The 19,774-nt window shown below is 69.4% G+C and carries 18 protein-coding genes and 1 tRNA gene; all 19 read right to left on the minus strand.

The features are described 5' to 3' along the window. Positions 1-76: transfer RNA gene (locus tag QZV97_RS17105), tRNA-Ala, on the minus strand. A 38-nt stretch (positions 77-114) separates the two neighbouring features. After that, positions 115-1,512: a glutamate--tRNA ligase gene (gltX, locus tag QZV97_RS17110; protein WP_295645282.1), complete on the minus strand. Its 1,398-nt coding sequence runs from the start codon at positions 1,510-1,512 to the stop codon at positions 115-117. Then, entirely contained in the window at positions 1,509-2,750 is a 1,242-nt protein-coding gene (locus QZV97_RS17115; protein ID WP_295645285.1) for an O-succinylhomoserine sulfhydrylase, read from the minus strand. The genes gltX and QZV97_RS17115 overlap by 4 nt, the downstream gene beginning before the upstream one ends. Next, complete coding sequence (gene purF, locus QZV97_RS17120; protein ID WP_295645288.1) at positions 2,750-4,279, minus strand: amidophosphoribosyltransferase; 1,530 nt, start codon at positions 4,277-4,279, stop codon at positions 2,750-2,752. Before purF ends, QZV97_RS17115 begins: the two co-directional genes overlap by 1 nt. 26 nt (positions 4,280-4,305) lie before the next feature. Further along, complete coding sequence (locus QZV97_RS17125) at positions 4,306-4,815, minus strand: CvpA family protein (protein ID WP_295645291.1); 510 nt, start codon at positions 4,813-4,815, stop codon at positions 4,306-4,308. Then, the gene (locus tag QZV97_RS17130) at positions 4,812-5,555 is read right to left on the minus strand and encodes an SPOR domain-containing protein (protein ID WP_295645294.1); all 744 of its coding nucleotides are present in this window, start codon (positions 5,553-5,555) and stop codon (positions 4,812-4,814) included. The genes QZV97_RS17125 and QZV97_RS17130 overlap by 4 nt, the downstream gene beginning before the upstream one ends. A gap of 105 nt (positions 5,556-5,660) precedes the next feature. Continuing rightward, positions 5,661-6,983 (minus strand): bifunctional tetrahydrofolate synthase/dihydrofolate synthase, encoded by a 1,323-nt coding sequence (gene folC, locus QZV97_RS17135; RefSeq protein WP_295645297.1) that lies wholly within the window; start codon positions 6,981-6,983, stop codon positions 5,661-5,663. Positions 6,984-7,061: 78 nt separating this feature from the next. After that, positions 7,062-7,934: an acetyl-CoA carboxylase, carboxyltransferase subunit beta gene (accD, locus tag QZV97_RS17140; RefSeq protein WP_295645300.1), complete on the minus strand. Its 873-nt coding sequence runs from the start codon at positions 7,932-7,934 to the stop codon at positions 7,062-7,064. After that, positions 7,931-8,746, minus strand: coding sequence for a tryptophan synthase subunit alpha (gene trpA / locus QZV97_RS17145; protein ID WP_295645303.1), 816 nt, complete (start codon positions 8,744-8,746; stop codon positions 7,931-7,933). Before trpA ends, accD begins: the two co-directional genes overlap by 4 nt. Continuing rightward, positions 8,743-10,008, minus strand: coding sequence for a tryptophan synthase subunit beta (gene trpB / locus QZV97_RS17150; RefSeq protein ID WP_295645306.1), 1,266 nt, complete (start codon positions 10,006-10,008; stop codon positions 8,743-8,745). Before trpB ends, trpA begins: the two co-directional genes overlap by 4 nt. A 16-nt stretch (positions 10,009-10,024) precedes the next feature. Then, positions 10,025-10,678 carry a phosphoribosylanthranilate isomerase gene (locus QZV97_RS17155; RefSeq protein ID WP_295645309.1) on the minus strand — a complete coding sequence of 218 codons (654 nt, stop codon included), beginning with the start codon at positions 10,676-10,678 and terminating at the stop codon, positions 10,025-10,027. Between the two features lie 10 nt (positions 10,679-10,688). Continuing rightward, positions 10,689-11,471 carry a tRNA pseudouridine(38-40) synthase TruA gene (truA, locus tag QZV97_RS17160; RefSeq protein WP_295645312.1) on the minus strand — a complete coding sequence of 261 codons (783 nt, stop codon included), beginning with the start codon at positions 11,469-11,471 and terminating at the stop codon, positions 10,689-10,691. A 46-nt stretch (positions 11,472-11,517) separates the two neighbouring features. After that, positions 11,518-14,076: a FimV/HubP family polar landmark protein gene (locus QZV97_RS17165; RefSeq protein WP_366558913.1), complete on the minus strand. Its 2,559-nt coding sequence runs from the start codon at positions 14,074-14,076 to the stop codon at positions 11,518-11,520. 281 nt (positions 14,077-14,357) lie between these two features. After that, positions 14,358-15,491, minus strand: a complete 1,134-nt coding sequence (gene asd, locus QZV97_RS17170; protein WP_295645316.1) for an aspartate-semialdehyde dehydrogenase — start codon at positions 15,489-15,491, stop codon at positions 14,358-14,360. A 69-nt stretch (positions 15,492-15,560) separates the two neighbouring features. Beyond that, positions 15,561-16,640, minus strand: a complete 1,080-nt coding sequence (gene leuB / locus QZV97_RS17175; protein WP_295645319.1) for a 3-isopropylmalate dehydrogenase — start codon at positions 16,638-16,640, stop codon at positions 15,561-15,563. After that, a complete protein-coding gene (locus QZV97_RS17180) occupies positions 16,637-16,939 on the minus strand; it encodes a hypothetical protein (protein ID WP_295645322.1) in 303 nt (100 codons plus the stop codon). The genes leuB and QZV97_RS17180 overlap by 4 nt, the downstream gene beginning before the upstream one ends. Next, positions 16,936-17,592 (minus strand): 3-isopropylmalate dehydratase small subunit, encoded by a 657-nt coding sequence (leuD, locus tag QZV97_RS17185; RefSeq protein ID WP_295645324.1) that lies wholly within the window; start codon positions 17,590-17,592, stop codon positions 16,936-16,938. Before leuD ends, QZV97_RS17180 begins: the two co-directional genes overlap by 4 nt. Before the next feature lie 17 nt (positions 17,593-17,609). Then, positions 17,610-19,031, minus strand: coding sequence for a 3-isopropylmalate dehydratase large subunit (leuC, locus tag QZV97_RS17190; protein WP_295645327.1), 1,422 nt, complete (start codon positions 19,029-19,031; stop codon positions 17,610-17,612). A gap of 77 nt (positions 19,032-19,108) precedes the next feature. After that, positions 19,109-19,774 (minus strand): citrate/2-methylcitrate synthase (locus tag QZV97_RS17195; RefSeq protein ID WP_295645330.1); only part of this gene is annotated, 666 nt, incomplete at its 5' end.

Consider the following 19,774-nt stretch of genomic DNA (forward strand, 5'->3'; position numbering starts at 1 on the left):
TGGTGGAGGTAAGCGGGATCGAACCGCTGACCTCTTGCATGCCATGCAAGCGCTCTCCCAGCTGAGCTATACCCCCGGCGCTGTTCAAGCGAGACCGGGATTATAGGTGGGTTTTCAAAGGGCTCGCAAGCGAGCCAGCACCGTCTCCCGTGGGAAGAGCGAGAGCACCGCGTCGATCGACGGGGTCTGTGTCCGGCCGCACACCAGCACGCGGACCGCATGGGCCAGTTGCGGCATCTTGAGCCCGTGCTCGGCCAGCGTCGCCTTGAACGCCTGCTGGATGACCGCGGCATCCCAGCTCGCTTCGTCGAGCCTGGACGCGAGCGCGGCCAGCGCCGGCCGCACCGCATCGGTCACGTGCGCCGCCAGGTCCTCGGCACTCGGCGCGACGTCGACGAAGTACATCGCGAGCCACTGCGCCAGCTCGACCGTTGTCGCGCAACGGTCCTTGAACAGCGCGCACAGGCGCGCGAGCCGATCGTCGACCGGCGCGCTCGCGCCCAGCTTGAGCAACTGCACCGCCACCAGCGGCGCGAGCACCGCATCGTCGGCCTGCTTCATGTGCTGGCCGGCCACCCAGCGCAGCTTGGCTTCGTCGAACTGCGCCGCGCTGCGGCCCAGGTGCTCGAGGTTGAACCACGCAACGAATTGCTCGCGCGAGAAGATCTCGTCGTCGCCATGACTCCAGCCGAGCCGCGCGAGATAGTTGACGACAGCGTCCGCGAGATAGCCGTCGTCGCGGTACTGCGTAACGGGCCTGGCGCCGTGGCGCTTGCTCAGCTTCTCGCCCTGCTCGTTCAGCACGGTGGGCAGGTGGGCATAGACCGGCGGCTCGTGACCGAGCGCGCGCAGGATGTGGATCTGCCGCGGCGTGTTGTTGACGTGGTCGTCGCCGCGGATCACGTGCGTGATGCGCATGTCGATGTCGTCCACGACGACGCAGAAGTTGTACGTCGGTGTCCCGTCGGGTCTCGCGATCACCAGGTCGTCGAGTTCGTCGTTGCTGAACTCGACGTGACCCTTGACCTTGTCGTCCCAGCCCACGCTGCCGCCGATCGGCGACCGGAAGCGGATCACCGGCGGCACGCCCGCCGGCACCGGCGGCAGCGCCTTGCCGGGCTCGGGTCGCCAGGTGCCGTCGTAGCGCGGCTTCTGCTTCGCGGCCATCTGACGCTCGCGCAGCGCGTCGAGCTCGTCCTGGCGCATGTAGCAGCGGTAGGCCAGACCCTGCTCCAGCATCTGCGCCAGCACCTGCTTGTAGCGATCCATGCGCTGCATCTGGAAGAACGGGCCCTCATCCGGATCGAGCCCGAGCCAGCGCATGCCGTCGAGGATGACGTCCACTGCCTCCTGCGAAGAGCGCTCGACATCGGTGTCCTCGATGCGCAGCACGAACACGCCGCCGGTGGCGCGGGCGTAGGCCCAGGGATAGAGCGCCGAACGGATGTTGCCGAGGTGGATGAAGCCGGTCGGCGAGGGAGCGAAGCGCGTGCGAACAGGAGTCGTGCTCATGCGGTCAGGGTATCGAGGCCGCGCGCGAGATCGGCCTTCAGGTCCTCGAGGTCGTCGAGGCCGACCGCGACGCGGATCATGCCCTGCGTGATGCCGGCCGCCAGGCGCTGGGCTTCGGTGAGTCGGCCGTGCGAGGTGCTGGCCGGGTGGGTGATCGTGGTCTTGGTGTCACCGAGGTTCGCGGTGATCGAGCAGATGCGCGTCGAGTCGATCGCGTGGAAGGCGTTGCGTCGCGCCGTCTCGGCGCCCTCGCCCCGCACGATGAAGGACACGACCGAGCCGCCACGGCCGTTCTGCTGCGCCATCGCCAGCGCGTGCTGCGGATGCGAAGGCAGCCCCGGGTGGTAGACGCGCCGCACCGCCGGATGGCCCTCGAGCCACTGCGCCAGCGCCAGCGCGCGATCGCTCTGCGCGACCATGCGGATGCCCAGCGTCTCCAGGCCCTTCAGCACCACCCAGGCGTTGAAGGGCGACAGGGTCAGGCCGGTACTGCGCATCAGCGGCACGAGCACGTCGTCGACGATGCGGGCCGGCCCGCACACCGCGCCGGCGATGACGCGCCCCTGCCCGTCGAGGTACTTGGTGCCCGAGTGGATGATGAGGTCGGCACCGAACTTGACCGGCTGCTGCAGCGCCGGCGAACAGAAGCAGTTGTCGACCGCGAGCAGAGCGCCGGCCTCGTGCGCGACGCGGGCCAGAAGCGCGATGTCGCACACCTCGGTCAGCGGATTGCTCGGCGTCTCGGCGAACAGCAGCCGGGTCGTCGGTCGCAGCGCGGCCCGCCAGGCGGCCACGTCGGTCTGCGACACGAAGCTGGTCTCGATGCCGAAGCGGGCCAGTTCGCCGCCCAGCAGCTTGATGGTCGAGCCGAACACGCTCTGCGAGCAGACCACGTGGTCGCCGGCCTTCAGCAGGCCCATGCACAGCAGCAGGATCGCGCTCATGCCACTGGAGGTCGCGATGCAGGACTCGGTGCCCTCGAGCGCCGCCAGGCGGCGCTCCATCATCATCGTCGTCGGGTTCGTGAAGCGCGTGTAGACGAAGGCTTCCTCTTCGTTGGCGAAGCGCGCCGCCGCCGTCGCGGCGTCGGGGTGCACGAAGCTGCTGGTCAGGAACAGCGCCTCGGAGTTCTCGCCGTACTGGCTGGGTGGCAAGCCCTCGCGGACGGCCAGCGTGTCCAGGCGCGCGTCGGCCGGCAGGTCGACGCGCGGGATCTGCTTGCGGTCGCTGCCGGTCATCAGAGCTCCACCGCGCTCTGCAGCGCCAGCCGCGACGCCGACTCGGCATCCTCCTCGAGCTGCAGCGGCCGCTGTGCGGCCAGCGTCTCGAAGTCCTCGGCCGTGACGTCGCCGGTGATGTAGTGACCATCGAAGCACGAGGCCTCGAATCCGGCGAGCTTCGGATTCAGCGAGCCGACCGCGCGCTTCATCGCCGCGACATCCTGGTAGATCAGCGCGTCGGCGCCGATGAAGTCTCGGATCTCGTCGATGCTGCGGTTGTGCGCGATGAGCTCGCCCTTGGTCGGCATGTCGATGCCGTAGACGTTGGGGTAGCGCACCGGCGGCGCGGCCGATGCCATGAAGACCTTGCGGGCGCCGGCCTCGCGCGCCATCTGCACGATCTCCTTGCTGGTGGTTCCGCGCACGATCGAGTCGTCGACCAGCAGCACGTTGCGGCCCTTGAATTCGGAGACGATGGCGTTGAGCTTCTGGCGCACCGATTTCTTGCGCATGCCCTGCCCCGGCATGATGAAGGTGCGGCCGACGTAGCGGTTCTTGACGAAGCCCTCGCGGTAGGGCTTGCCGATCTTCTGTGCCAGCTGCATCGCCGAGGGCCGGCTGGACTCGGGGATCGGGATGACGACGTCGATCTCGCTCGGCGGCATTGTCGAAACAAGCCGCTGTGCCAGCGTCTCGCCCATGTTGAGCCGCGCCTGGTAGACCGAGATGCCGTCGATCACCGAGTCGGGCCGGGCCAGGTAGACGTACTCGAAGACGCAGGGGTGGAGCTGCGGATTGGCGGCGCACTGGCGAGCATGCACCCGGCCCTCGAGGTCGACGAACACCGCCTCGCCCGGCGCGATATCGCGCACGAAGCGATGGCCCGTGCCTTCCAGCGCGACGGACTCGCTCGCGATCATCACGGTGCGGCCGTCCGGACCTTCGGCCTCGCCCAGGCACAGCGGCCGGATGCCGAAGGGATCGCGGAAGGCCAGCACGCCGTGGCCGGCGATCAGGCAGACGACCGCGTACGAGCCCTTGATGCGCAGGTGCGTGGCGCCGACCGCCTTGAAGATCTCGTTCGGCGTCAGCGGTGTGCCATGCGCCACCAGTTCCAGCTCGTGGGCCAGCACGTTGAGCAGCACCTCCGTGTCGCTCTCGGTGTTGATGTGACGACGATCGATCGCGAACAGCTCGCGCTTCAGCGCGTGCGCATTGGTCAGGTTGCCGTTGTGCACCAGCACCAGGCCGAAGGGCGCATTCACGTAGAAGGGCTGCGCCTCTTCCTCGCTGTAGGCGTTGCCGGCGGTCGGGTAGCGCACCTGGCCCAACCCTACCGTGCCGGGCAGCGCCCGCATGTTGCGCGTGCGGAAGATGTCACGCACCATGCCGCGCGCCTTGTGCATGAAGACCTTGGTGCCCTTGGCGTCCGGGCCGGCAGTGACGATGCCCGCGGCGTCCTGCCCGCGGTGCTGCAGCAGCAGCAGCGCGTCGTAGATCAGCTGGTTGACCGGTGCCTTGGAGATCACACCGACGATGCCGCACATGGACTACCCCTTGAAGAAACGCGCGCTCATGCCCGCAGGTGCCGCGCGATGGCGTCCGGCAGCAGGGGCTTCAGGCCCGACAACAGCATCTGCAGGCCGGCCGCGCTGTGGGCGGTCTTCCAGCTCGGTGACGCGGCCAGCGGCGTCATGTTGATCGCGGTGGCGGCCACCAGGGCCACCAGCACGCCGCGCAGCAGGCCGAACACCGCGCCCAGCGCACGATCGAAGGCGCTCAGCGGCGAGGCCTGCAGCAGCTTCTTGATCAGCCACGACGCCACGCCCCAGCCGATCAGCACGACGACGAAGACGATCACGAAGGCGGCCGCCACGTTGAGGCCCGAGCCGGGGGCACCGATCGGGATGGCGGGTGCCACCGCGCCGGCGAAGGTCTGCGCCGCGATGTAGGCCGCGACCCAGCCCAGCAGCGACATCACCTCGTACACCAGGCCGCGCATCAGGCCGACGACGATCGACAGCGTCACGACCGCCAGGAAGACCCAGTCGATCCAGCCGATGCCGGCCAACGAGTCGCTCATAGCGTCAACACGGCCGAGCTGATGCCGGCCTGCTTGATCTGCGCGGCGATCTTCTCGGCCTCGGCACGATCGTTGTACGGGCCGACACGCACGCGGATGCGCTTGCCGGCCGCAGTCTCGACCACCTGCGTGTAGACCTTCAGGCCCAGCTTCTCCACCTTGGCCCGCACCTCGCGCGCGGCGTCGGCCTCGCTGAACGCGCCGACCTGCACCACGAAGCGCGTCGCGCCATCGGTCGACTTCGCCGCGGCCACGGACTTGCCCTCGAGCGCAGCCTGCGCACGCGCGGCCTCCGCCGCCGTGTCCCTGGCAGCCGTCGCCGGCCTGTCGGCGGCCTTCTCGGCGGCCTTCTCGGCAGGCTTCTCGGCAGGCTTGTCGCTCGACTTGTCGGCGACCTTGGCCGCCGGCGGCGGCGTGGGCTCCGGCGGCGTTTCGCGCGCAGCATCGGTGACGGGCGCGTCGGATCGAGCCGCCGACGCGGCCTTCGGCAGCGCGGCCGGCGCCTTGGCGACCAGCGGCGGCACCGCTTCCTTGCGCGGAATGTCGATCGGGATGTCCACCGGCAGCGGCCGCGGTGCCGTGTCGAACAGCAGCGGCAGGCCGACGACGCCGACCAGCACCAGCACCGTCGCGCCGATCAGCCGGCGGCGCGCCCGGCCTCGCGCCGCGTCGACCGAGCCTGCGTCCTGGCCTGCGGACGCATCGCCGATCTTGCGTTGGAGGAAGGACAGCAGACCCATGCGAAAGGCTGGCGGGGGCTCGAGAGCGTGGTGGGCTGGATGACCCTGCGATGGCGTCCGTGCTGCGGGCCGTCACCCCGACAAATCAGGCCTGCGAACGGAAGTTCAACCCAGGTGCTTGGCCGTCCGGCGCGGCAAGCCGCTTTCGAGCACGCCACCGACGGTGTAGAACGATCCGAACACAAGGATTCTATCAGCGGGGTCCGCGGCCTCGAGGGCCGCACGCAGTGCCGACGCAGGCCCGCTGTGCTGCGTGCTGCTCGTCTGCGGCGGCAACGACGCGGCGGTCGCGGGTCGGCTGGCCAGGGCCTGCAGGCGCAGCTGCTCCAGGTCGCCGGCGCTGGCAGCGCGCGGCGTCGGCAGGTCGCACAGGAACCAGCCATCGACCAGCGGCAGCAGGCGCTCGAACATGCCCTCGATGTCCTTGTCCTTCATGGCCCCGAACACCGCATGGGTGCGCGGGTAGTAGCCCATCTGGTCGAGGTTGGCGGCCAGTGTCGCCACCGCATGCGGGTTGTGCGCCACGTCCAGCACCAGCGTGGGCTCTCCCGGCAGGATCTGGAAGCGCCCGGGCAGCTCGACCATGGCGAGGCCGCTGCGCACCGCCTGTGCCGGAATCGGCAGCCGCTCCCGCATCGCCTCCAGCGCGGCCAGCACGCCGGCGGCGTTGATGAGCTGGTTCGTGCCGCGCAGCGCCGGGTAGGCGAGCCCGCCGTGGCGGCGCTGACGCCCCGACCACGACCACTGCTGCGCGTCGCCGCGGAAGCTGAAGTCCACGCCCGATCGCCACAGGTCAGCGCCGATCGCCTGCGCATGGTCGACCACCGACCGCGGCGGCACCGGGTCGCCGACGATGGCCGGGCGGCCGGCCCGCATGATGTGGGCCTTCTCGCGGCCGATGGCTTCGCGGTCCGGCCCCAGGAACTCCATGTGGTCGAGCGCGATGCTGGTGAGGATGGCGCAGTCGGTGTCGATCGCGTTGACCGCGTCCAGTCGCCCCCCGAGACCGACCTCCAGCACCACCGCGTCGAGCCCGGTCTGCATCAGCAGGCGGAGGATGACCAGCGTCGTGAACTCGAAGTAGGTCAGGGCCTCTTCGGCGCGCGCCTGCTCGACCGCGTCGAAGTGCGGTAGCAGCGCAGCCGCGTCGACGACCGCACCGCCGATGCGGCAGCGCTCCTCGAAGTGGACCAGGTGGGGCGAGCCGTAGACGCCGACGCGATAGCCCGCCTGCAGCAGGATGGCCTCGAGCATCGCGCAGGTCGAGCCCTTGCCATTGGTGCCGGCCACGGTGAAGACCGGGCAGGCGAAGGCCAGGCCCAGGCGCTCGCGCACGCGCTGCACGCGCTCGAGCGTCAGGTCGATCGTCTTCGGGTGCAGGCGCTCGCAGTGGGCCAGCCAGTCGGCCAGCGTCGTCGGCGTGCTCATGGGCGCGATGGTAGGCGTGTGGGGTTCGACAAAGCGCAAGGGCGGCTTGCGCCGCCCTTGTCGCCGGGCGCGGCTGGCTCAGGCCACGGCGTCGGCGCTCTGCCGTTGCAGCATCGCCAGCAGGCGCGCGACGGTGCCGCGCAGCTCGCGACGGTCGACGATCATGTCGAGCGCACCCTTGCCGATCAGGAACTCGCTGCGCTGGAAGCCCTCGGGCAGCTTCTCGCGCACGGTGTTCTCGATCACGCGGGGGCCGGCAAAGCCGATCAGCGCCCTGGGCTCGGCGATGACCACGTCGCCCATGAAGGCGAAGCCCGCCGACACGCCGCCCATCGTCGGGTCGGTCAGCACGCTGATGTAGGGCAGCTTCGCCTTGGCCAGCCGCGTCAAGGAGGCATTGGTCTTGGCCATCTGCATCAGCGACAGCAGCCCCTCCTGCATGCGCGCACCGCCGGTCGCGGTGAAGCAGATGAACGGCGTCTTCTGGTCGATCGCCGCCTCGACGCCACGGACGAAGCGCTCGCCGACGACCGAGCCCATCGAGCCGCCCATGAACTCGAACTCGAAGGCTGCGGCGACGATCGGGATGGTGTGGACCGCCCCGCCCATGACCACCAGCGCGTCGGTCTCGCCGGTGGCTTCCATGGCCTGCTTCAGGCGCTCGGGGTACTTCTTGCTGTCCTTGAACTTCAGCGCGTCGACCGGCACCACTTCCTGGGCCAGTTCGTAGCGGCCCTCGGGATCGAGGAAACCGTCGAGTCGCGCGCGCGCCCCGATCCGATGGTGGTGCGCGCATTTCGGGCAGACATTGGCGTTCTGCTCGAGGTCGGTCTTGTAGAGCACCGTCTCGCACGACGGGCACTTGATCCACAGACCTTCCGGCACCGAGCGGCGCTCGGACGGATCGGTCGGCTGGATCTTGGGCGGCAGCAGTTTTTCCAGCCAGCTCATGCCTTTGCTCCTTGTCCTGAATCGAGGGCCGCGCGGATCTCGGCGATGAAGCCGCCGCCGGCCGCGGCCACCTGGTCCCGCGGCTGCTCTTCGAGCAGTTGCACGATGCGCGAGCCGATCACCACCGCATCGGACACCGCCGCCACCGCCTGCGCGGTCGCTGCGTCGCGGATGCCGAAGCCTACACCGACCGGCACCCGCACGTGCCGGCGGATGCGCGGCAGCATCTGAGCCACGGCGGCCGTGTCGAGGTGGCCGGCGCCGGTCACGCCCTTGAGCGAGACATAGTAGACGTAGCCGCTGGCGACGCGCCCGACGAGTTGCATGCGCTCGTCGGTCGACGTTGGCGCCAGCAGGAAGATGGGGTCGAGGCCCTGGCGCTGCAGCTGCGCCGCGAAGGCCTCGCACTCCTCCGGAGGGTAGTCGACGACCAGCACGCCGTCGACACCGGCCGCGGCGGCGTCGGCGACGAAGCGCTCGATCCCGTAACGCTCGATCGGGTTGGCGTAACCCATCAGCACCAGCGGTGTGCTGTCGTTCAGTGCGCGGAAGTCGCGCACCATCTGCAGCACCTGCGGCAGGCCGATGCCCTTGGCCAGCGCGCGCTCGGAGGCCTTCTGGATCACCGGGCCGTCGGCCATCGGGTCGGAGAACGGCACGCCGAGCTCGATCACGTCGGCACCGGCCTGGGCCATGGCCAGCATGATCTCGACGCTGGCGTCGGCATAGGGGTCGCCGGCGGTCACGTAGGGAATCAGCGCCGTGCGACCCTGCGCCTTCAGGGCGGCGAACGTGGCAGCGATGCGGCTCATTTCGCCACCTTCACGATGCGGTCGCCGCCCTTGACCGACTGCCCCTTGCACGACGGCCGGCAGTAGAAGTCGGCATTCGAGAGGTCGGCCACGGTGCCGATGTCCTTGTCGCCGCGACCGCTGAGGTTGACCAGCAGATGCTGGTCGGGCCGCATCGTCGGCGCCATCTTCATCGCGTGCGCGACGGCGTGGCTCGATTCGAGCGCCGGGATGATGCCCTCGGTACGGCACAGGCGGTGGAAGGCGGCCAGGGCCTCGTCGTCGGTGATGCCGACGTACTCGGCGCGGCCGATGTCCTTGAGGTAGGCATGTTCGGGGCCGACACCGGGATAGTCGAGACCGGCCGAGATCGAGTGCGTCTCGGTGATCTGCCCGTTCGCGTCCTGCAGCAGGTAGGTCCGGTTGCCATGCAGCACGCCCGGCGATCCGGCCGACAGCGACGCGGCGTGCTTGCCGCTCGCCAGGCCCTGCCCCGCCGCCTCGACGCCGATCAGCCGCACGCCGTCGTGGCGGATGTAGGGGTGGAAGATCCCCATCGCGTTGCTGCCGCCGCCGACACAGGCCAGCACCGCATCAGGCTGCCTGCCGATCATGGCCGGCATCTGCGTCAGGCACTCCTCGCCGATGACACTCTGGAAGTCACGCACCATCTCCGGATACGGCGCCGGGCCGGCCACGGTGCCGATGATGTAGAAGGTGTTCTCGACGTTGGTCACCCAGTCGCGCAGGGCCTCGTTGAGCGCGTCCTTCAGCGTCTTGCTGCCGCTGTCGACGGGGACGACCTTCGCGCCCAGCAGGTGCATGCGGTAGACGTTGGGCGACTGGCGCTTGATGTCCTCGCTGCCCATGTAGACCACGCACTCCATGCCATAGCGCGCGCAGATGGTCGCCGTCGCCACGCCGTGCTGGCCGGCGCCCGTCTCGGCGATGACGCGCGGCTTGCCCATGCGCCTGGCCAGCAGCGCCTGGCCGATGGTGTTGTTGACCTTGTGCGCGCCGGTGTGGTTGAGGTCTTCGCGCTTCAGGTGGATCTGGGCACCGCCGAGTTCGCGGCTGAGGCGCGCCGCGTGGTAGACCGGACTGGGCCGGCCGACGAAGTGCGCCAGCTCGTGCCTGAACTCGGCCATGAAGGCCTCGTCCTTGCGATAGTGCGCATAGGCGGCCTTCAGCTCGTCCAGCGCGTGGATCAGGGTTTCGGCGACGAAACTGCCGCCATAAGGACCGAAATGCCCGGTGGCATCGGGCTGCTGGTAGTTCAACATGATCGGACTTTCAGGTTCAGGAGCGGGAGCCAGCGACGCGGGCATCGGCCTCGCGCACTGCCTCGCAGAACCGGCGGATCGCCTCGGGATCCTTGATCCCCTTGGCGCTCTCGACGCCGGAACTCACGTCAACGGCCCAGGGCCGGACGCGCAGCACTCCCTCGCCCACGTTTGCAGGATTCAACCCACCAGACAAAACGATCGGAAGGCCGACGCCTGTCTCGTTTGATTGCGGAACCAGCGACCAATCGAACACCTTTCCACCACCGCCATAGCCCTCGACGTGTGCGTCGAGCAGCAGGCCGGCGGCGCCTGCGAACTGCTGCGCAAAGTCTAGCAAATCGAGACCCGGCTCCATCCGCGCAGCACGCAGGTAGGGTCGGTTGGGCCAGGCGCAGTCGTCGGGCGTCTCGTCACCGTGGAACTGGAGCATCAGCGTCGGCATGGCCAGGCACGCGGCGTTGATCTCGCCGGGCGAGGCGTTGACGAACAGGCCGACCGGCGTCACGAAGGGCGGCAGGCGGCGCGCCAGCTCCGCGGCGCGGTGCACGTTCACGGCGCGCGGACTGGCGCGGTAGAAGACGAAGCCGATCGCGTCGGCGCCCGCCGCGACAGCGGCGTCGACGTCAGCCTCGCGGGTCAGGCCACAGATCTTGATACGGGTGCGCATGGTCGGCTCGTCAGGGCAGCCAGTCGAAGGCAGGCGTGCGCTCCGGCAGGGCGAAGCCCGCATCGTAGTGCGGACCCAGGAAGTAGAGCCCGTCGGGCGCGAACGTCGGCGCGGCCAGGCTGCGGTCCCGCCCCGCCAGCACGTCCGCGACCCAGGCCGGCGCCCGGCTGCCCTGTCCCACCGCGAGCAGGCAGCCCATGAGGTTGCGCACCATGTGATGCAGAAAGGCGCTGGCTTCGAAGTCGAAGCGCCAGTACGCACCCCGTCGCGCGATGTCGATACGCCGCAGCGTCTTGACCGGGCTCGCAGCCTGGCACTCGGCGGAGCGGAAGGCACTGAAGTCGTGTTGGCCGATCAGGTGGGCGGCGGCGGCGCGCATTGCGTCGCCGTCGAGCGGCCGGAACACCCAGCCGACGGCGCCGGCCTCGAGCGCCGGGCGCACGGGCGACTCCAGCAGCACGTAGGCATAGCGACGCCCCTGCGCGCTGTTGCGTGCGTGGAAGGCCACGTCGACCGGGCGACACCATTGCACCGCGATGTCCGCGGGCAGGTAGCGATTGCTGCCGCGCACCCACGAGAAGTCGTCGCGCTCGATGTCGGTGTCGAGGTGGACGACCTGGTTCAGCGCATGCACGCCGGCATCGGTGCGGCCGGCACAGACCGTGCGCACGGGCCGGTCGGCGAACTGCGACAGCGCCGTCTCGACCCGGTCCTGCACGGTGCGGCCGCCGGGCTGGCTCTGCCAGCCCAGGTAGGCGCTACCGCGATAGCTCAGGCCCAGGGCCAGACGCATGGCCCCGAGCTCCGGCGAAGGCTTCGTCGTGCCGGGCCGGCGCGGCTCAGCCGATGTCCTTCAGCATGCCCTGGGCCTTGGCCTTGAGCGTGCCGCCGGACTGCGCGACCACTTCCTGCAACAGGTCGCGCGCCCCTTCGAGGTCGCCGATCTGGCGGAACTCCTCAGCCAGCTCGAGCTTGCGCGCGAGCGCTTCGTCGTCAACCGGGACGGCGGGCAGGTCGAAGTTGCCGAGGTCGGGCAAGGACTCGGAGGCCATCGGCGCGGGGGCAGAAGACGGCGAATCCAGCGACACCGATGGCAGATCGAAGTCCATCGCGACGCTCTGACCCATCGATGCCGGAGCGGAGAGCGGTTCGGGCATCGGCTGCGTGCGCTCCGGCATGATGCGCGGCGTCTCGTCCAGTCCGCCCGGCGCCGATACGTCGAGATCGAGATCGACGCCCGGGTCCTCCATGATGTCGGTGCGTTGCGCCTCGAAGCGCGACGGCGACGGCAGCACCGATTGCGGCATCGTGCTGGCGCCCAGGGGCTCCACGACGCCACCGCCATCGGCCGGCGCTCCCGCCGGGCGACCGCCCGGCTGGTACATCGGATTCTCGGGATCGATGCCGACACCGAGCTGCTGGCCGCGCGTCCAGTCCTCGCCCTGACCGCCGGTCAGTGCGTAGAGCTGCGTCGCCAGTTGCTCGAAGCCCTTGGTATCACGGCGCTTGGCATACACCTCGAGCAGCTTCAGGCGGATCGCCATCCGCTCCGGGTTGGAGCGCATCGCTTCCTTGAGGATCTCCTCGGCCTGGAGGTCGCGGCCATAGGCCAGGTAGACGTCGGCTTCGGCAACCGGGTCGACATCGCCGATCGCGTCGAGCTGGCTCAGCGAGTAGCTCATCGACGAGGGCACGCCGGTCGCGTCGCGCGTGTCGACGCGCTGGCCGCCGCTGGCGCCGAAGAAGGAATCGGGTTGCAGGCGGCTCTCGAGGAAGGAGGTCTCGCCGCTGTCGCGCTTGCCCTGCCGCATCCGGTAGAAACCGAAACCGGCGAGCAGCGCCACCAGCAGGCCGGCGCCCGGCAGCAGCAGCGGGTTGTCGAGCAATCCGTCGAGGAAACTCGGCTCGGCGGGAACGATCGGTGGCAGGGCCGGCTTCGAAGCGGCCGCCGCGGGAGGCGCGCTGGCCTCTGCGGCGGTCGGCTCGGGCGCCGAGGCTGCTGCAGCAACCGTCGCAGGCTCGGAAGCAGCTGCCGGTGCTGGCGCCGACGCCACCACGGCCGGCGCAGCCACGCTCGCGGCCGGGCTCGGGGCCGGAACAGACGCCGCGACCGGCGCCGGCGGAGGCGCGACGGGAGGCGGCGGAGGCGGCGCTACGGGCGCAGGCGCAGGCACCGGAGCAGGCGCCGGAACCGGAGCGGGCGCAGGCGCCGGAGGAGCGACCGGCGGCTTGGTCGGCGGTGTCGCGACACCAGGAACCGGCACGCCAGGCTTGGCAACGCCACCCGGAGCGGCCGAGCCGCTGGCTGCGGCGGCGCCCTGCAGCTTCTTCAGGTCCTCGACGTTCTTGGCGAGCTCGGCGACTCGGGTCGACGAGTCCTTCTGCTCGCGGCCCTTGGCCAGCTTGTCCTCGAGACCGGGCTTGCTGGCCGCCACGCCGCCCTTGCTGAGCGTGAGCTTGTCGGCCGCGGCGGCCGCGGCGGCCTTGCGATCCTGCACGTCCGCCTCGACCTTGCCGCCCGCCGTGCGGCCGCTCTCCGGCACGGTGGTCGTCGGCACGCCGCTCGCGAGCTTCTGGCGATAGGCACCGAAGTCGGCACTCTGCGCCTGGATCACCTGACGCGCCTCGCCGGCGCCGACAGCCTTGGCCTCGTCCTCGCTCGGCACGGTGAGCACCGCGCCGGCCTTGAGGCGGTTCATGTTGTTGCCGATGAAGGCGTCGGCATTGCTGCGATACAGCGACACCAGCATCTGGTCGAGCGACACGCCGGGGCGCTGCGTACGGCTCGCGATGCGATACAGGGTGTCGCCCTGCCGCACGCGGTATTCGTTGGCGCCGGTGGCGGGAGCCGACGCGCGGGTCTCGCTCGGCGCGGGTGCCACCCGCGGCGCGGGAGCCGGCGCCGTCGCCCGCGGCGGGCTGACGGTCGGGGCCTGAGCGGGCGTCGGTGCCGGGGCTGGCGTGGGCAGGGGCGCGATCACCGCCGGGGCCGACGCCGGCGGCGAAGCCAGGCGCGTGGTCGGCGGATCGAACAGCATCGTGAACTCACGCACCAGTCGGCCCGAGGACCAGGTGAGGTCGAGGATCACGTCGACGAAGGGCTCCTGCACGGGCCGGTCGCTGACCAGGCGCAGGTAGGGCCGGCCATCGCTGCGACGCTGCAGCGTCACCGTGGCGTTGGTCAGGGCGGGATTGAACTCGACACCCGCGGCGCGATAGGCCTCGGGCCCGGCCACCTTGACCCGCAGGCTCGAGGCCTCTTCCGGCGTCAGGGCCGTCACGTCGATCTCGGCCTTCAGGCCTTCGCCCAGAGCCGATTGCACCGAGAGGCGCCCCAGCCCCAGGGCCGCTGCATCGAGCGGCATCCAAGCGGCCACGGCCAGCGCGGCGGTGGCCACGGCGTTCAGGGCCCAAGGAGCGGAGGCTTTGCGATAGGTACGGTGTTTCAAGGCATCTCCCAATGCTTCTTCCGAGCGTCCGGCGACGCCCCGTCTGCCCGGAAAACAGGCAAGCCGCCGACCACGCGGCGCAGGGGCATTTGAACTGAAATCACAATAACATCAGGCAGATACGCTGACAAGCTCATGCTCCGCGTGATATTGGTCCGGGTGTGCTGACTGACGCTAGGCGGCCCGCTTCGTTGCCGCTGTGCAACGTCTGGATACGCGAGCCGCTCCGATCAGGCCTCGAGCAGCAGTCGCAGCATGCGACGCAGGGGCTCGGCCGCACCCCACAGCAACTGATCGCCGATGGTGAACGCGCCGACGTACTCCGGGCCCATCGCGAGCTTGCGCACGCGACCGACGGGGATGCTCATCGTGCCCGTCACGGCCACCGGCGTCAGCTCGCGCACCGTCGCCTCGCGCGTATTGGGGACGAGCTTCACCCACTCGTTGTCGCCGGAGATCATCGCCTCGATGTCGGCCAGCGGCACGTCCTTCTTCAGCTTCATCGTCAGTGCCTGGCTGTGGCAGCGCATGGCACCCACACGCACGCAGATCGAGTCGATCGGCGTCGCCACACTGCCGAAGCCAGGCCCGCGGCCGAGGATCTTGTTGGTCTCGGCACCGCCCTTCCATTCCTCCAGGCTCGTGCCGTCGCCGCGGTCGACGTCGATCCACGGGATGAGGCTGCCGCCCAGCGGCACCATGAAGTTGCGGGTCTCCTCGGCCGTGAGTCCACGCTGCGTGGCAGCCACTTGACGGTCGATCTCCAGGATCGCGCTGGCCGGGTCGTCGAGCAGCGACTTCACCGACGCGTTCAGCGTGCCGTACTGCGTCAGCAGTTCGCGCATGTGCTGCGCGCCGCCGCCGCTGGCCGCCTGGTAGGTGGTGCAGGTCATCCACTCGACGAGGTCGGCCTTGAACAGCGCGCCGACGCCCATCAGCATGCAGCTCACCGTGCAGTTGCCGCCGATGTAGTCGCGCACGCCGCGCGCCAGCGCGTTCTTGACCACCGGCAGATTGACCGGGTCGAGCACGATCACGGCGTCGTCCTGCATGCGCAGGGTCTTGGCCGCGTCGATCCAGTAGCCCTTCCAGCCGGAGGCGCGCAGTTGCGGGTAGACCGCCTTGGTGTACTCACCGCCCTGGCAGGTGATGATCACGTCGCAGCGCTTCAGGGCCTCGATGTCGTTCGCGTCGCGAAGCGCCGTCTCGTTCTTCGCCTGCGCCGGCGCCTTGCCGCCGGCGTTGCTCGTGCTGAAGAACAGCGGCTCGATCAGCGCGAAGTCGTTCTCGGCCTGCATGCGGTCCATCAGCACGGAACCCACCATGCCGCGCCATCCCACCAGGCCCACTACCGTCGTTCCCATGTCGTTCTCTCGTTCGTCGTGCTCGTGAAGTCAGCTTGCCGCGGCGATGCGCCACGGCCCCGGGTCTCGTCAGCCCTGGGCTTTGAGACGGGCGACCACGGCGTCGCCCATCTCCCTGGTTCCGACCTTGCGGCCACCGGCTCCCGCGATGTCCGCGGTTCGCCAACCGTCCTCCAGCACACCCTGCACCGCCGCCTCGATGCGCCCCGCCGCCTCCGACTGGCCGAGGCTGAAGCGCAGCATCATCGCCGCGCTCAGGATCGTGGCCAACGGATTGGCGACGCCCTGACCGGCGATGTCCGGCGCACTGCCGTGACTGGGTTCGTACAGGCCCTGGTTCTTCGCGTTCAGCGAGGCGCTCGGCAGCATGCCGATCGAGCCGGTCAGCATCGCCGCCTCGTCCGAGAGGATGTCGCCGAACATGTTGCCGGTGACGATGACGTCGAAGCTCTTGGGCGCCTTGACGAGCTGCATCGCCGCGTTGTCGACGTAGAGGTGGTCGAGTTTCACGTCGGGATACTGCGCGTGCACCTCGGTCACCACGTCCTTCCAGAACTGGAAGGTCTCCAGCACGTTGGCCTTGTCGACGCTGGTGAGCTTGCCACCGCGCTTGCGTGCCGCCTGGAACGCGACGTGCGCGATGCGCTCGATCTCGGGCCGGCTGTAGCGCATCGTGTCGTAGGCTTCCTCGGCGCCGGGGAAGTGCCCGTCGACCGCCGTGCGGCGGCCGCGCGGCTGACCGAAGTAGATGTCGCCGGTCAGCTCGCGGATGATCAGGATGTCCAGGCCGGCCACCAGCTCGGGCTTGAGGCTCGACGCGTGCGTGAGCTGCGGATAGCAGATCGCCGGGCGGAAGTTGGCGAACAGGCCGAGGTGCTTGCGCAGGCCCAGGATCGCCTGCTCGGGCCGCAATGGGCGGTCGAGCTTGTCGTACTTCCAGTCGCCGACGGCGCCGAACAGCACGGCATCGGCTGCCTGCGCGAGCTCGAGCGTCGCCGTGGGCAGCGGATGACCCGAAGCCTCGTACGCGGCCCCGCCGACGGGCGCGGTCTCCAGCTCGAGACGCAGGTCGAGCGCCTGCAGCACCCGCACGGCCTCGGCGACGATCTCGGGGCCGATGCCGTCCCCCGGCAACACGGCAATCTTCATGGAATCCTGTCCTCGTCGTGGTGCGTGATGCGCCACACCAATGCCTTCTCGCAGACCTTGAACACCACGTAGAAGCCCGCGGCGGCGTAGCCGTAGACCACCAGTTCGAACAACTGCTCCAGGGCGCCTTCGCGCACCGCGTCGACACCGTACTCGGCCAGGAACCGCAGGTTGGCCTGCAGCAGTGCCAGCAGGTTCAGCGACGCGAAGCCGAAAGCCACGAAGCACGCGCCCATCAGCAGCAATGCCAGCCACCAGCGGCGCAGCAACAGCTTGAAGAGGGGCGTCTCCGAACTCATGGTCGGCTCGACAGCGTGTGGGCCAGCCAGGGCTTGCGCAGCAGCCGCTCGGCCTCGTAGGCGCGGATCTTGTCGGCGTGGCCCAGGGTCAGGCCGATGTCGTCCAGCCCGCCCAGCAGGCAGTGCTTGCGGAAGGGCTCGATCTCGAAGCCGAGTTCGCTGCCGTCGGGCTTGACCACGACCTGGCGCTCCAGGTCGATCGTCAGGCCGTAGCCGGGGAAGGCCGCGACCTCGTCGAACAGGCGTGCCACCTGCGACTCCGGCAGCACGATCGGCAGCAGGCCGTTCTTGTAGCAGTTGTTGAAGAAGATGTCGGCGTAGCTCGGCGCGATCAGCGCGCGGAAGCCGTACTGGTCGATCGCCCAGGGGGCGTGCTCGCGGCTCGAGCCGCAGCCGAAATTCTTGCGCGCCAGCAGGACGGACGCACCGGCGTAGCGCGGCTGGTTCAGCACGAAGTCGGGATTGGGCTTGCGCGCAGCCGGGTCCTGCCCCGGCTCGCCGTGGTCGAGGTAACGCCACTCGTCGAACAGGTTCGGGCCGAAGCCGCTGCGCTTGATCGACTTGAGGAACTGCTTGGGGATGATGGCGTCGGTGTCGACGTTCTCGCGGTCGATCGGTGCGACCAGGCCCTGGTGGATGCGGAAGGCTTGCATGGCTTCGTGCTCTCGGTTCAGGACAGGCGCCGCACGTCGACGAAGTGCCCTTCCAGCGCCGCCGCCGCCGCCATCGCGGGGCTGACCAGGTGGGTACGCCCGCCGGCGCCCTGTCGACCCTCGAAGTTGCGGTTGCTGGTCGAGGCGCAGCGTTCACCGGGCTCCAGCCGGTCGGCGTTCATGGCCAGGCACATCGAGCAACCCGGCTCGCGCCACTCGAAGCCGGCGGCCTTGAAGACCAGGTCTAGCCCTTCGCGCTCGGCCTGCGCCTTCACCAGGCCGGAGCCGGGCACCACCATCGCCAGCTTCACGTTGCCGGCCACGCGCCCGCCGACCTTGCGGACCACCGCCGCGGCCTCGCGCAGGTCTTCGATGCGCGAGTTGGTGCACGAGCCGATGAATACCTTGTCGACGCGGATGTCGGCGATCGGCTTGTTGGGCTCGAGCGCCATGTAGGCCAGCGCGCGCTCGATCGCGCCGCGCTTGCCGGCGTCCTTCTCGCGATCGGGATCGGGCACGCGGTCCTCGATCGACAGCACCATCTCGGGCGAGGTGCCCCAGGTGACCTGCGGGCGGATCTGCGCAGCGTCGAGTTCGACCACGCGATCCCAGTGCGCGTCCGGGTCCGACTGCAGGGTGCGCCAGTAAGCGACGGCCTGGTCCCACTCGACACCCGACGGCGCGAACGGTCGGCCCTTCACGTAGGCGATGGTGGTCTCGTCGACCGCCACCAGACCGGCGCGCGCGCCGGCCTCGATGGCCATGTTGCACACCGTCATGCGGCCTTCCATGCTGAGCGCGCGGATCGCCGAGCCGGCGAACTCGATCGTGTGGCCGTTGCCGCCGGCGGTGCCGATGCGGCCGATGATGGCCAGGACGATGTCCTTGGCGCCGCAACCACGCGGCAGGGTCCCCTCGACCTTGATGAGCAGGTTCTTCGCCTTCTTCGCCAGCAGGGTCTGCGTCGCCAGCACATGCTCGACCTCGCTGGTGCCGATGCCGTGCGCCAGCGCCCCGAAGGCCCCGTGCGTGGACGTGTGCGAGTCGCCGCACACGACGGTCATGCCCGGCAGCGTGGCGCCCTGCTCCGGGCCGATCACGTGGACGATGCCCTGGCGGCCGTCGAGGAAGGGGAAGTACGCCGCGGCGCCGAAAGCCTTGATGTTGGCGTCGAGCGTCGTCACCTGCTGGCGCGAGATCGGGTCCAGGATGCCGTCGTAGCCGGACTGCCAGCCGGTCGTCGGCGTGTTGTGGTCGGCGGTCGCGACGATCGAGCTGACGCGCCAGACCTTGCGGCCGGCCAGGCGCAGGCCCTCGAAGGCCTGCGGGCTGGTGACCTCGTGCACCAGGTGGCGGTCGATGTAGAGCACGGCCGTGCCGTCGTCCTCGGTGTGGACGACATGCTCGTTCCACAGCTTGTCGTAGAGCGTCTGTCCCATGGCTCGATTTTAGGCGGCAGCAACAACAAAAACCCCGGCTCGCAGGCCGGGGTCAGGGGCGAAGAGGAAACCCGGCTTCAGGCGCGCGATGCAATCGGCGTCACGGTCCGTTTCTCGGCACCGATGAAGAGCTGGCGCGGACGGCCGATCTTGTACTCGGGGTCGCCGATCATCTCGTTGAGCTGGGCGATCCAGCCGACCGTGCGAGCCAGCGCGAAGATCGCGGTGAACAGGCTGACCGGGATGCCGATCGCGCGCTGGACGATGCCCGAATAGAAATCGACGTTCGGGTAGAGCTTGCGCGACACGAAGTAGTCGTCCTCGAGCGCGATCTTCTCCAGTGCCATCGCCAGCTTGAACAGCGGGTCGTTCTGCAGGCCCAGTTCGCTCAGCACCTCGTGGCAGGTCTCGCGCATCAGCTTGGCACGCGGGTCGTAGTTCTTGTAGACGCGATGCCCGAAGCCCATCAGCTTGATGCCGGAGTTCTTGTCCTTGACCTGGCTGATGAACTCGCCGATCTTCGCCACGCCGCCCATCTTCTGGATGTCCTCCAGCATGGTCAGCGCCGCCTCGTTGGCGCCGCCGTGGGCCGGGCCCCACAGGCAGGCCACACCGGCGGCGATCGCGGCGAAGGGGTTGGTGCCCGAGCTGCCGCACAGGCGCACCGTCGAGGTCGAGGCGTTCTGCTCGTGGTCGGCGTGCAGGATGAAGATGCGGTCCATCGCGCGCACCAGCACGTCGTT

The organism is uncultured Methylibium sp. (genome assembly GCF_902826655.1).
Taxonomy (GTDB): Bacteria; Pseudomonadota; Gammaproteobacteria; order Burkholderiales; family Burkholderiaceae_C; genus Methylibium.